Origin of the sequence: Streptomyces sp. PsTaAH-137 (genome assembly GCF_003259365.1) — a bacterium.
Lineage (GTDB): Bacteria > Actinomycetota > Actinomycetes > Streptomycetales > Streptomycetaceae > Streptomyces.
This window is the reverse complement of the sequence record NZ_QLLY01000020.1, coordinates 70,929-84,142: the sequence shown is the minus strand read 5'-3', so window position 1 is coordinate 84,142 and position 13,214 is coordinate 70,929. Positions and strand designations below refer to the sequence as shown.

Here is a 13,214-nt window from a genome sequence, read left to right as displayed (position 1 = left end):
AGGAGAACCGCGCACATCCCGCGCTTCCTGTGTCGAAGGGACCCGACCGTGCCACGTACAGCTGTCCGGCCCGCACTCGCCCTGGCCGCCTGCGCCGCGCTGCTGCTCACCGCGGGCTGCTCGTCCGGGGACGACGGAGGCGCGGGCGAGAAGAGAACGCCGTCCGGCCGGTCCGGCGCGGACACGCCCAGTGCCTCCGGATCCTCGGGCACCGTGCCCGCGGCGAAGGGCTCGGTCCGGGTGGTGCGCACGGTCACCGAGAACTTGAAGTCGCCGTGGGGGCTCGCCCCGCTGCCCGAGGGCGGACTGCTCGTCTCGTCCCGCGACGAGGGGACGATCACCCGGGTGGACACGGACACCGGGAAGAAGACGGAGCTGGGCTCGGTGCCCGGGGTGGCCCCGGCCGGTGAGGGCGGCCTCCTCGGCCTCGCCCTCTCCCCCGACTACGCGTCGGACCACATGGTCTACGCGTACTTCACGACCGCGTCGGACAACCGCGTCGCACGCATGATCTACGACGACAAGAAGCCCGCGGGCGAGCAGCTGGGCGCGCCGGACACGGTGTTCAAGGGCATCCCCAAGGGCACCAACCACAACGGCGGCCGGATCGCGTTCGGCCCCGACGATCTGCTGTACGTCGGCACCGGCGAGACGTACCACACCGAGCTGGCGCAGGACCGGAAGTCCACGGGCGGCAAGATCCTGCGGCTCACCCCGGACGGAGAGCCCGCGCCCGGCAATCCCTTCGGCGACTCCCCCGTCTACTCGTACGGGCACCGCAATGTGCAGGGCCTCGCCTGGGACACGGACAAGCGGCTGTGGGCCTCGGAGTTCGGCCAGGACACCTGGGACGAGCTGAACAACATCGTGGCCGGTGACGACTACGGCTGGCCGGACGCCGAGGGCAAGAGCGACGACTCCCAGTACCACGACCCGATCGCCCAGTGGCACACCTCGGAGGCGTCGCCCAGCGGCATCGCGTACGCGAAGGGGTCGATCTGGATGGCGGGCCTGCGGGGCGAGCGGCTGTGGCGGGTTCCCCTGGACGGCACGAAGGCGGCGCACGATCCGCAGGCGTTCCTCAAGGGGAAGTACGGGCGGCTGCGCACGGTGGTCGCGGCCGGCGGCGACAAGCTGTGGCTGGTGACGAGCGAGACCGACAGCCGGGGCACGCCCGGCAAGGGCGACGACCGGATCCTGGAGCTGGAGGTCAGCTGACCTCGTCGTCGGCGGTCTCGTCATCGGGCTCCGGACGAGGCCGACGCACGACGACCTTGCCCGAGGTGAGGTCTATCGGGCCGCGGCCCGGGTCGCCGTCGTCGAGATCGACGCGGGTCAGCTCCAGGCGCTTGCGCTCGTCGTTCGTGTGCTTGCGTCCGGGCGAGAACAGCTCCTCGAACATGTTGAACACGGTGTGCCTCCCCTGGCTCGTCCGGCCGGGCTCCGCCGTCCAGCGTACGACTCAGCTCCGGACGGCCGGGAAGAGCCGCAGGCGGTGGGCGAGCGCGGCGGCCTCGCCGCGGCCCGCCACGCCCAGCTTGGCCAGGATGTTGGAGACGTGGACGCTGGCGGTCTTCGGCGAGATGAACAGTTCCTCGGCGATCTGGCGGTTGCTGCGGCCCGCGGTGACCAGGCGCAGCACGTCGCGCTCGCGGCTGGTCAGGCCCAGCTCCTCGGCGGGGTCGGCGGGGACGTCCCGGCGCGGCGCGTCACGGGTGAGACCGATCCGGGCGCGCTGGGCGAGCAGCGCGACGGACTCGGCGAGCGGTCGGGCACCGAGGTGGCTCGCGACGGCGGCGGCGAGGCGGAGCAGTTCGGTGGCGCGGTCGCGGTCGTCGTCCTCGGCGCGGGCCAGCAGGGACTCGGCGAGCCGGTGCCGGGCGCGGGCGAGGTCGTAGGGGCGGTCGAGGGGTTCGAGCACGGTGACGGTGGCGGACCAGTCGTCGGGGGTGTCGCGGCCCTCGGCGCGCAGCAGCTCGGTACGGACCCACTGGTCGTGGGCGAGCCAGACCGGGACGGGCGTGGCCTGCCGCTTGGCGGCGGCCCTGATCCGGGCGACGGCCTCGGCGCGTCCGGCGTCGGCGGCCGGCAGCCCCCGGGCGTCGGCCTCGGCCTCGGCGGCGGTGCGCAGCATCGGCCACAGATAGCGGTGGCTGCCGGGCGGCAGCCCGGCGTCGACGATCCTGGCCAGTTCGGTACGGGCGTCGAGCAGGCGGCCCTGGGCGGCGGCGAGCTCGATGGCGCGATGGGCGATCGGCAGGTCGTACTGCGGCTGGGGATCGTGGGTGCCGATGTAGCGCCGTGCGGCGGCGAGCTGCCGGTCCGCCTCCTGGAAGGCGCCGCGCCCGACGGCGACGGCGGCCAGCTGGGTCAGGGACGTGGCGCGCGGCTTGTCGCTCAGGCAGAAGCCGCGGGCCCACTCGGCCGCGTCGACGGCATCGTCCCAGCGGCCCAGGGAGACCAGGGACTCGGACTTGTTGGAGACGATCCAGCCCTTGGTGTCGGTGAGGCCGTGGCGGTGGTAGAAGGCGATGCCCTCCTCGCAGATGCGCACGGACTCGGCGGAGCGGCCCGCGCTCTCCAGGGCGGAGGGCAGGTTGACGTTCACGTTGTTGGTCCGGGCCATCAGGCCCAGCTCCATGGAGCGCTCGCGCACCTCGTACAGCTCGGTGAAGCCCTGCTCGACGGAGCCCGCGTCCACCAGGAGGCCGCCGCGCACCAGCCGGGCGTGCAGCTCGACCTCCTGGTCGCCGACCATGCGGGCGTACTCCACGGCACGCTCGGCGGCGGCCAGGGTCTCGGCGCCCGGGCGGTGCAGCATGCCCCAGGCGGCGGCGTGCGCGAGGACCTCGGCGTGCACGGCGGACGGAGGCAGGCCGCGGACCAGCTCCTGCGCCTTGGCGATCTCGTCCCAGCCGTTGCCGCGCGCGATGTGGGAGATGATCCGCGAGCGCTGGAGCCAGAACCAGGCGGCGAGCAGCGGGTCGCCCGCGCCGTCGGCCTCGGCGTCCTCCAGGATGCGGATCGCGCGCTTGCCGATCTTCAGGGCGCGCTCCCGCTCGCCGCACAGCCGGCCCGCGTCGGCCGCCTCGGCCATGAGGTCGAGGAAGTCGAGCCGGGTCTCGGCGGGGTCGCAGCCGCAGGAGCGGTAGGCCGAGGAGTAGTCGCCCATGTGGAGCGCGGCGCGGATCTCCTCCGGTGTCCTGTCCCACAGCTCCATCGCCCGCTCCAGGAGCCGCAGTTGCTCGGAGTAGGCGTGCCGGTGGCGGGCCTCCACGGAGGCGTCGAGGACGGCGGGCAGCGCCTTGGCCGCGTCGTGGGCGTGGTACCAGTAGCTGGCCCGGCGCATGACGCGGGAGTCGGCGGGGACCAGCGTCGGGTCGGCCTCCAGGGCTTCGGCGTAGCGGCGGTTGATGCGGGAGCGCTCGCCGGGCAGCAGGTCGTCGCTGACCGCCTCGCGGACCAGGGAGTGGCGGAAGCGGTAGCCGTCGCCCTCGGTGGTGGCGAGCAGGATGTTGGCGCCGACGGCGGCGCGCAGCGCCTCGATGAGTTCGTCGGCGCCGAGCCCGGCGACGGCTTCGAGCAGCGGGTACTCGACGGTGGAGCCGCCCTCGGCGCAGATCCGGGCGATGCGCTGGGCGGACTCGGAGAGTGATTCGACGCGGACGAGCAGGACGTCGCGCAGGGAGTCGGTGAGGCCGGTGGCGCAGCCCTCGGCGGCGGAGACGGCCAGTTCCTCGACGAAGAAGGCGTTGCCGTCGGAGCGGCGGAAGATGTCGTCGACGACCGAGCGCTCGGGTTCGGCGGCGATGATCCCGGCGACCTGGCGGGACACCTCGTCGCGGGTGAGGCGGCCCAGCTCGATGCGGGTGACGGTGCGCAGCCGGTCGAGCTCGGCGAGCAGGGGGCGCAGCGGGTGGCGGCGGTGCACGTCGTCGGCGCGGTAGGTGGCGACGACGGCGAGGCGGCCGCTGCGCAGGGTGCGGAAGAGGTACGCCAGCAGATGGCGGGTGGAGGCGTCCGCCCAGTGCAGGTCCTCCAGGACGACCACGACGGTGCGCTCGGCGGCGACCTGTTCGAGGAGGCGGGCGGTCAGTTCGAAGAGCAGGGCGGTGGCGCTCTCGTCGCCGCGGCCGTCGCGGCCCCGGGCCAGGCCGTCGCCCAGTTCCGGCAGGATGCGCGCGAGTTCGTCCTCGCGTCCGGCGGCGGCCCGGTCCAGCTCGTCGGGCAGGGCGCGGCGCAGGGCGCGCAGGGCGGTGGAGAAGGGGGCGAACGGCAGGCCGTCGGCGCCGATCTCGACGCAGCCGCCGGTGACGACGACGGCGCCGCGCGCGCAGGCGTTCGCGGCGAACTCCTCGACGAGCCGGGTCTTGCCGACACCGGCCTCCCCGCCGAGCAGCAGGGCCTGCGGCTCGCCTGCGGCGGCGCGGCCGAGGGCGGTGTTCAATATGCCGAGTTCGTCGGCGCGGCCGACGAACACCGGGCTGACGGACCTGGTCTCCACGTCGCTGAGCATCGCACACGCGTCTGACAGCCCGGCACTGTTTTCTGCCGGGAGCGTGGAGAAGGGGAGGACGGCAGCCGTGCCGTCCTCCCCTTCCGTCCGGCCCCCTCTGGCTCCGGGCCGGGACACCGTGTTCACGCCGTACGGGCGAAGCGCGAGCGACGCGGACCGCCGGTACTCACCGGCCCCTCGGCGTCCTTGGTGGTGGAACTCCGCTCCGCCTTGCGGGTCTTGCGGTCCGCGAGGGCGGCCCGCGCCCGGCGGTGCTCGTCGGCCTGCCGGATGAGTTCGGCGGAGCGGACCTGGTGCATCTCGTACTCGAACATCTCGTCTCCCTGGTGACGATCGCCGTTGCTCTCGCGGTGTCTTCCGCGATGCCTCAACTCTCGTTTCCCAGGGGGGTGCAGCACATCGGGAGAGTGCCGCATCCGGCGGGCCCCGGGGTGCCTTAGGCGGCTCCCCGGGATCCTTAGGACCCTCGTAAGGACCTTAGGACCTCAGTACCTCAGGACCTCGGATCGTGGCTCAGCTGGTCTTGGGCAGCCCGAGCAGGAGGTCGGAGTACTTGGCGACGGCGAGCAGCAGCCCCAGGACGCCGAGCGAGACACCGGCCCACGCCACGGACTTGATCCAGATCGCCTGCGGCCGGCCGGGCACCCCGAAAGCGGGCCGGACCAGCACGAACGCGCCGACGATCAGCGCGATCAGGGAGAAGACACCGCCGACCAGGGCGGCGGCGTGCCAGGAGTCGCCGTAGACCTCGGAGACCTGGGTGGCGACGCTGGCGGACTGCGAGGTGTTGAGCTGCCCGATGAGGGACTCACGGGCCGAGGCGACGGTGCCGAGCCAGCTGCCGCTCATCGCGACGACGCCGAGGGCGACGGAGACGATGGCGGCCGCGCCCTGGCCGACCCCGGAGGGACGGTCCGCCTCGGCGTTGTCCTTGGCCAGCTGGGCGAGTTCGGCCTCGGCGGCCGCCTCCGCGGCGGCATCGTCGTCCTCTGTGGCCCCGGCCTCGGGAGCGGTGGTCTCCACGGCCTCCGGCTCGGTGGCGGTCTCCTGGGAGAGGGCGTCCTCCTCCCGGATCTCTGCGTCGCGCTGCGCGTCAGTCTTCGTAGTCATGCTGCGCACCGTACGGACGCTGTCTGAGAAGTGTCTTAACGATCCTTGTGCGCGTCGCGTGCGCTGCGCCACTCCGGGGCGAGGAGCGACCAGATCTCCAGGTCATGGCGCTTTCCGCGCCATTCATGTGCCTCGCGCCGCACGCCGTCCTTGCGGAAACCGAGCCGCTCGGCCACCTTCAGGCTCGCGACATTCCCGGACGCGGCCACCCATTCCACCCGGTGGATGCCGCGCTCCTCGACGACCCAGTCGAGCAGCACGCGCATCGCCCGCGTGATCAGGCCGCGCCCGGTCGCCGCAGGCTCCAGCCAGCAGCCCACCTCGGCATTGCCCGCCGCGGCGTCGAAGTTGAGCGTGAGCACCCCGCCGACCAGCCGCCCGTCCAGCCAGATGCCGTGGTACGAGCCCGTGTCCGCGGCCCGCATGTCGGTGTAGCGCTGGAGGGTGCTCCGCGCCGAGTCCACGTCCGTGGCCCGCGAGCCGAACGGGATGTACTGCCCGATGAACTCGCGCCCGCGGTCCAGGTTCGCCAGGAACTCCTCGGCGTGCCAGGTCTCCAGGGGCCGCAGTTCGGCGCCCTCGTCACCGAGCGGGATCGCGTACATCGGGCTCCTTCACCTGTCGCTGTCCGGGCAGGGTCACCTTCTCATGGGCCGCGCGGCACTCCGGCGGCTCGATGCTGATGCGGGGCAGGATCCTGCCGAGCCACCGGGGCAGCCACCAGTTCGCACCGCCCAGCAGGTGCATCAGGGCGGGCACGAGCAGCGTGCGCAGGATGAAGGCGTCCACGGCGACGGCCACCGCGAGCGCGATGCCGAACATCGCGATGACCCGGTCGCCGCTGAGCACGAAGGCCAGGAAGACCGAGATCATGATCACCGCGGCCGAGTTGATCACGCGGCTGGTCTCGGCGAGGCCGACCCGGACGGCCCGCCGGTTGTCGCCGGTCTCCAGCCATTCCTCGTACATCCGGCTGACCAGGAAGACCTGGTAGTCCATGGAGAGCCCGAAGAGGACCGACACCATGATCACGGGCAGGAAGGGCTCGATGGGCCCGGCCGCGCCGAGCCCGAGCAGCTCGCTCCCCCAGCCCCACTGGAAGATCGCGACGACGACGCCGAAGGCGGAGCAGACGGCGGCGATGTTCATGGCCGCCGCCTTCAGCGGGATACCGATGGACCGGAAGGCGAGCAGCAGCAGGACGCAGCCGAGGCCGACCACGGCGCCGACGAACAGCGGCAGCTTGCCGACGATGACCTCGGCGAAGTCGTCGTAGCTGGCGGTGACTCCACCGATCTGGACGTCGAGCCCGGACTGCGGCACGACGTCCGTGCGCAGGTCGTCGACGAGGTCGCTGGTCGCCTGTGACTGGGGGGCGGAGGCGGGCACGACGGTGAGGTACGCGGCCGAGTCGTCGCCGTTGTACGTGATCGGGGAGACGGCCGCGACGTTGTCGGTGGTCCGCAGCTCGCCGGCCAGCGCCTGGATTGCGGCCTTGTCCCGGGCGCCGTCGACCTCGGTGACGAGGGTGAGCGGGCCGTTGACCCCGGGCCCGAACCCGTCGGCCAGCAGGTCGTAGGCCTGCCGGGTCGTCGCGGACTTCGGGTTGTTCCCCTGGTCGGAGGTGCCGAGGTGGAGGGAGAGGGTGGGCAGCGCGAGGACCGTGATCACGGCGAGCGCGATCCCGCCGAGCAGCTTGGGGTGGCGCTCGACGAACGCGGCCCAGCGCGCGGCGAGCCCCGTCGGCAGCTCCGGCTCGGGCCCGTGCTCGGTGAGGCGGCGCCGCTCGCGCCGGGACAGGGCGCGCGTCCCGATGAACGAGAGCAGCGCGGGCAGCAGGGTCACCGAGGCGGCGACGGTGAGCAGCACGGTGACGGAGGCGGCGATGGCGACGCCGTTGAGGAAGCTCAGGTTCAGCAGGAGCATGCCGAGCAGGGCGACGCAGACGGTCGCGCCCGCGAAGACGACGGCGCGTCCGGTGGTGGCCACGGCCCGTTCGGCGGCGACGGCCACCGGCAGCCCGCGCTTGAGGCCCTTTCTGTGCCGGGTCACGATGAACAGCGCGTAGTCGATCCCGACGCCGAGCCCGACCAGCATGCCGAGCATCGGGGCGAAGTCGGCCACGGTCATGGCGTGCCCGAGGAGCACGATCCCGGCGTACGCGGTGCCCACGCTGACCAGGGCGGTCGCGATGGGCAGCGCGGCGGCGGCGAGGGAGCCGAAGGCGAGGAAGAGGACGACGGCGGCGACCACGACGCCGATCACCTCGGACAGGTGCGCCGAGGTCGACTCGGTGAGGGCGACGGCGCTGCCGCCGAGCTCCACCTCCAGTCCGTCGGGCCCGTGGGTCTCGGCGTCCTTCGCGGCGTCGACGACGGCCCGCGCCTGGGCGACCGGGATGTTGTCGGCCTGCTCGTCGAAGGTGACGGTCGCGTACGCGGTGTGCCCGTCGGCGCTGATCAGGTCGGCGCCCCGGCTGTCGTACGGCGAGACGACGGAGGCGACGCCGGGCAGCCCGGCGATCTCGTCGAGGGTGTTGCTCATCGTCTTCTCGACGTCGGCGGCCCGGACCGTGGAGTTCTCGATGTGCCAGACCACGGTGTCGCTGTCGCCGCCGAGCCCGGAGAAGTTCGCGTCGAGGAGCTGGGTGGCACGGCCGGATTCGGTGCCCGGCGCCTCGTAGTCGTTGGAGTACGCGGACCCGGCGACCGCGGCGGCCACACTGGTGCCGCCGAGCGCGAGGAGCCACAGCAGGAGGACGACGAGCCGGTGCCGGACGCACCAGCGGGCGAGAGTAGCCACAGGCGTGCTCCCAGGTGGTTCATGGATCTTTGCCAGGGAGCAGCCGCGCAAAAGGGACGAGCCCGCAAAGAACACGTGAGCAGTGGCCAGTCACTCTTACAGGCAAACGTGATCGTTTGTCGCTTTCGTGTCCTTACTCACAAGGGTGTCCCGCGGCCTCACAGCTCCTTCTCAGCCGAGGAGTTGGAGCCCCGCCCACAGCGCCGTGGTGGACAGCAGGAGGGTCGCGGGGACGGTGAGCAGCCCGAGCCGGGTGAAGTCGCCCAGTTCGGGCTCGGTGCCGTGGGCGTGCACGATGCGCCGCCACAGCAGGGTGGCGAGCGAGCCGACGTACGTGAGGTTGGGGCCGACGTTGACGCCGATGAGCGCGGCGAGGACCGGGCCCGGGCCCGCGGGCGCGACGGCCGGGAGCAGGGCGAGGGTCGCGGGCAGGTTGTTGATCAGGTTCGCGAGGAGCGCCGCGATCGCGGTGACGGCGAGCAGCGCGGGCAGCGAGGAGCCGCCGGGCAGGACGTGGCCGATGACGTCACCGAGCCCGTTGTCGACGACCGCCTTGACGATGACGCCGAGGGCGAGGACGAAGACGCAGAACGGCAGGTTCGCCGACTTCAGCAGCTCGCCCGGGGTGGAGTCCCGGCGGGCGAGAGCACGCACGCCGAGCACGACGGCACCGGCGAGGGCGGCCCACACCGGCTCGATCCCGGCGAAGGAGGTGACGGCGAACCCGGCGAGGGTCAGCGCGAGCACGGTCAGCGTGAACACGGGGACGCCGGCCGGCTCCGCCTCGTCCGGGGCGTGCGCCGGAGCGGCCAGGTCGTCGGCGAAGTACCGGCGGAAGACGAGGTACTCGATGCCGATGGCGACCAGCCAGGGCAGCGCCATGAGCCCGGCGAAGCGGGTGAAGGTGAGGCCGCTCGCGGTGAGGGCCAGCAGGTTGGTGAGGTTGGAGACCGGCAGCAGGAGCGACGCGGAGTTGGCCAGATGGGCGCTCGCGTAGACGTGCGGGCGCGGACGGGCGCCGATCCGGGCGGCGGTGGCGAAGACGACCGGGGTGAGCAGGACGACGGTGGCGTCCAGGCTCAGTACGGCGGTGATGGCGGCGGCGACCGCGAAGACCCCGCCGAGCATCCGGGTCGGGCTGCCCTGGCAGGCGCGGGCCACGGCGTCACCGGCGGCCTTGAACAGGCCCTCGTCGGCGCAGAGCTGTGCGAGGAGAAGGATCGCGGCGAGGAAGCCGACGACGGGGAGCAGGTCCTTGGTCTCGGACCAGGCGTGCTCCGGAGTGACCGTGCCGGCGGCGATCGCGAGGGCCGCCGCGGGCACGGCGACGACGGCCTCGGGCCAGTTGCGGGGACGCATGACCGCGAAGGCGAGCGTGGCCAGCAGGAGAATGATGGCCAGGATCTCGGCCGACGTCGTGCTCAGAGTGCTGCTCCGTTCCACGGGGCTCCGCCCCGGACCCCGCTCCTCAAACGCCGGAGGGGCTGGATATATCCAGCCCCTCCGCAAAAAAGTGAACTCAGCCTTCGCTGACGCCCAGCTTCTCCAGGATCAGTTCCTTGACGCGGGCCGCGTCGGCCTGACCCCGGGTCGCCTTCATGACGGCGCCCACGAGGGCTCCGGCGGCGGCGACCTTGCCGGACTGGATCTTGGCGACGATGCCGGCGTTGCCCGCGATCGCTTCGTCCACGGCGGTGTTCAGCGCGCCCTCGTCGGAGACGACCTTCAGGCCGCGCTTCTCGACGACCTCGTCCGGGGTGCCCTCGCCCTTGAGGACCCCGTCGATGACCTGACGGGCCAGCTTGTCGTTGAGGTCGCCCTTGGCGACCAGCTCGGACACGCGGGCCACGTACTCGGGCGTGATGGGCAGTTCGCCGAGCTCGACGCCCTGCTCGTTGGCGTTGCGCGCCAGCTCGCCCATCCACCACTTGCGGGCGGAGGCCGAGTCGGCACCGGCGTTGATCGTCGCGACGATCGGGCCGATGGCGCCGGCGTTGCGGATGGACTGCATGTCGTGGGCGGAGATCGCCCACTCCTCGATCAGCCGGTTGCGCTGCGCGAGCGGCAGCTCGGGCAGCTCGGACCGCAGCGCCTCGACCCACTCGCGGGACGGGGCGACGGGGACCAGGTCGGGCTCCGGGAAGTACCGGTAGTCCTCGGCGTTGTCCTTGATGCGGCCCGAGGTGGTGGAGCCGTCCTCCTCGTGGAAGTGACGGGTCTCCTGCACGATCGTGCCGCCCGAGTTCAGCACCGCGGCGTGGCGCTGGATCTCGAAGCGGGCGGCGCGCTCGACGGAACGCAGCGAGTTCACGTTCTTCGTCTCGGAGCGCGTGCCGAACTTCTCGGTGCCGTTCGGACGCAGCGACAGGTTCACGTCGCAGCGCATCTGGCCCTTGTCCATGCGGGCCTCGGAGACGTCGAGCGCCTTGATGACCTCGCGCAGCTCGGCGACGTACGCCTTGGCGACCTCGGGGGCCCGCTCGCCCGCGCCCTCGATGGGCTTGGTGACGATCTCGATGAGCGGGATGCCGGCGCGGTTGTAGTCGAGCAGCGAGTGCGAGGCGCCCTGGATGCGGCCGGTGGCACCGCCGACGTGCGTCGACTTGCCGGTGTCCTCCTCCATGTGGGCGCGCTCGATCTCCACGCGGAAGACCTCGCCGTCCTCCAGCTGCACGTCGAGGTAGCCGTTGAAGGCGATCGGCTCGTCGTACTGGGAGGTCTGGAAGTTCTTCGGCATGTCCGGATAGAAGTAGTTCTTCCGGGCGAACCGGCACCATTCGGCGATCTCGCAGTGCAGCGCGAGGCCGATCTTGATGGCCGACTCGACGCCGATCTCGTTCACGACCGGCAGCGCGCCGGGCAGGCCGAGACAGGTGGGGCAGGTCTGACTGTTGGCGTCCTGCTTCAGCTCGGTGGAGCAGCCGCAGAACATCTTCGTCTTCGTGCCGAGTTCGACATGGACCTCAAGGCCCATGACGGGGTCGTACGCCGCGAGGGCATCCTCGTACGACACCAGGTCAGTCGTGGCAGTCACGGTGAAACTTTCCCTCTCAGCCCAGCAGGACGTCGTCGTCGCCGAGCTTCTTCAGCTCCCGGAAGAGCAGAGCCAGGCCGGTGGCGATGGCGACGGCGGAGACCGCGGCGTCGACCAGACGGAGCGTGTCGTTGTCCTTCCGGGCCATCCGGGCCTGCTTGACCACGCCGACCGCGCCGAAGGCGGTCGTGGCGATCGACAGGTACGCGCCGGGCTTGGACTTCTTGAAACCCTTGGCCTTGGCAGTCATGGGACTCATAGCGACGGTGCCTCCTCGAGCAGCGGGTGCCCCCACTTTTCCACGAAGGCGGCCTCGACGGCGGCGCCGACCTTGTACAGCCGGTCGTCCTTCATGGCGGGGGCGATGATCTGCAGACCGACCGGCAGCCCGTCCTCCGGCGCGAGGCCGCAGGGCAGGGACATGGCGGAGTTGCCGGCCAGGTTGGTCGGGATCGTGCACAGGTCCGCGAGGTACATCGCCATCGGGTCGTCGGCACGCTCGCCGATCGGGAACGCGGTGGTCGGCGTCGTCGGGGAGACGATCACGTCCACGCTCTCGAAGGCGGCCTCGAACTCGCGGGTGATGAGGGTACGGACCTTCTGGGCACTGCCGTAGTACGCGTCGTAGTAGCCGGAGCTGAGTGCGTACGTGCCCAGGATGATGCGGCGCTTGACCTCGTCGCCGAAGCCGGCCTCGCGGGTCAGCGCGGTGACCTCCTCGGCGGAGTGCGTGCCGTCGTCGCCGACCCGAAGGCCGTAGCGCATGGCGTCGAACCGGGCGAGGTTCGAGGAGCACTCCGACGGGGCGATCAGGTAGTACGCGGACAGCGCCAGGTCGAAGGACGGGCAGTCCAGCTCGACGATCTCGGCGCCGAGCGACTTCAGCAGCTCGACGGACTCGTCGAAGCGCTGGAGGACGCCTGCCTGGTAGCCCTCGCCGCGGAACTGCTTGACGATGCCGACGCGCATGCCCTGCACCGAGCCGTTGCGCGCGGCCTCGACGACCGGCGGGACCGGGGCGTCGATGGACGTGGAGTCGAGCGGGTCGTGCCCGGCGATCGCCTCGTGCAGCAGCGCCGCGTCCAGGACCGTACGGGCACAGGGCCCGCCCTGGTCCAGGGAGGACGAGAACGCGACCATGCCGAAGCGGGAGACGCCGCCGTACGTGGGCTTCACGCCGACGGTGCCGGTGACGGCGGCGGGCTGGCGGATGGAACCGCCGGTGTCCGTGCCGATGGCCAGCGGGGCCTGGTACGCGGCGAGCGCGGCCGAGGAGCCGCCGCCGGAGCCGCCGGGGATGCGGGTGAGGTCCCACGGGTTGCCCGTCGGGCCGTACGCGCTGTTCTCGGTGCTGGACCCCATGGCGAACTCGTCCATGTTGGTCTTGCCGAGGACCACGACGTCGGCGGCCTTCAGCTTCTTGACCAGCGTGGCGTCGTACGGCGGGATCCAGCCCTCGAGGATCTTGGAGCCGACCGTGGTCGGGATGCCCTCGGTGGTGAAGATGTCCTTCAGCGCGAGCGGGACGCCGGCCAGCGGGCCCAGCTTCTCGCCCGCGGCGCGCTTGGCGTCGACGGCGGCGGCCTGCTTCAGCGCGCCCTCGCGGTCGACGTGCAGGAACGCGTTGACCTTCTCGTCGACGGCCTCGATCCGGGCCAGGTGGGCCTCGGTGACCTCGACGGCCGTGAGCTCACCGGAAGCGATCTTCGCGGCGATCTCGGCGGCGGTGAGCTTGATGATGTCCGTCATGGT

At 71.9% G+C, this 13,214-nt stretch carries 11 protein-coding genes; 1 reads left to right on the top strand and 10 read right to left on the bottom strand.

The window, feature by feature from the left end; all coding sequences use genetic code 11:
- Positions 1–48 precede the first annotated feature (48 nt).
- Positions 49–1,218 carry a sorbosone dehydrogenase family protein gene (locus K377_RS33975; RefSeq protein WP_258395233.1) on the top strand — a complete coding sequence of 390 codons (1,170 nt, stop codon included), beginning with the start codon at positions 49–51 and terminating at the stop codon, positions 1,216–1,218.
- Here the strand turns inward: K377_RS33975 and K377_RS33970 are convergent.
- The 10 genes from K377_RS33970 to gatA all read right to left on the bottom strand — a co-directional run bounded on the left by K377_RS33970 (position 1,211) and on the right by gatA (position 13,211).
- Positions 1,211–1,402, bottom strand: a complete 192-nt coding sequence (locus K377_RS33970; protein ID WP_202454841.1) for a DUF6191 domain-containing protein — start codon at positions 1,400–1,402, stop codon at positions 1,211–1,213. The two genes, K377_RS33975 and K377_RS33970, sit on opposite strands and share 8 nt — an antisense overlap.
- 60 nt (positions 1,403–1,462) lie before the next feature.
- Complete coding sequence (locus K377_RS33965; protein ID WP_111667462.1) at positions 1,463–4,516, bottom strand: helix-turn-helix transcriptional regulator; 3,054 nt, start codon at positions 4,514–4,516, stop codon at positions 1,463–1,465.
- A gap of 122 nt (positions 4,517–4,638) precedes the next feature.
- Positions 4,639–4,830 (bottom strand): hypothetical protein, encoded by a 192-nt coding sequence (locus tag K377_RS33960; RefSeq protein ID WP_111667461.1) that lies wholly within the window; start codon positions 4,828–4,830, stop codon positions 4,639–4,641.
- Between the two features lie 199 nt (positions 4,831–5,029).
- Positions 5,030–5,626 (bottom strand): hypothetical protein, encoded by a 597-nt coding sequence (locus tag K377_RS33955; RefSeq protein ID WP_111667513.1) that lies wholly within the window; start codon positions 5,624–5,626, stop codon positions 5,030–5,032.
- Between the two features lie 35 nt (positions 5,627–5,661).
- The gene (locus tag K377_RS33950) at positions 5,662–6,231 is read right to left on the bottom strand and encodes a GNAT family N-acetyltransferase (protein ID WP_111667460.1); all 570 of its coding nucleotides are present in this window, start codon (positions 6,229–6,231) and stop codon (positions 5,662–5,664) included.
- A complete protein-coding gene (locus K377_RS33945) occupies positions 6,209–8,428 on the bottom strand; it encodes an MMPL family transporter (RefSeq protein WP_111667459.1) in 2,220 nt (739 codons plus the stop codon). The genes K377_RS33950 and K377_RS33945 overlap by 23 nt, the downstream gene beginning before the upstream one ends.
- Positions 8,429–8,599: 171 nt before the next feature.
- Positions 8,600–9,853, bottom strand: coding sequence for an SLC13 family permease (locus tag K377_RS33940; RefSeq protein WP_111667512.1), 1,254 nt, complete (start codon positions 9,851–9,853; stop codon positions 8,600–8,602).
- Positions 9,854–9,947: 94 nt separating this feature from the next.
- Positions 9,948–11,462 (bottom strand): Asp-tRNA(Asn)/Glu-tRNA(Gln) amidotransferase subunit GatB, encoded by a 1,515-nt coding sequence (gene gatB, locus K377_RS33935; RefSeq protein WP_111667458.1) that lies wholly within the window; start codon positions 11,460–11,462, stop codon positions 9,948–9,950.
- Positions 11,463–11,478: 16 nt separating this feature from the next.
- Complete coding sequence (locus K377_RS33930) at positions 11,479–11,721, bottom strand: hypothetical protein (protein ID WP_111667457.1); 243 nt, start codon at positions 11,719–11,721, stop codon at positions 11,479–11,481.
- Positions 11,718–13,211 (bottom strand): Asp-tRNA(Asn)/Glu-tRNA(Gln) amidotransferase subunit GatA, encoded by a 1,494-nt coding sequence (gene gatA / locus K377_RS33925; protein WP_111667456.1) that lies wholly within the window; start codon positions 13,209–13,211, stop codon positions 11,718–11,720. Before gatA ends, K377_RS33930 begins: the two co-directional genes overlap by 4 nt.
- Between the last annotated feature and the right edge of the window lie 3 nt (positions 13,212–13,214).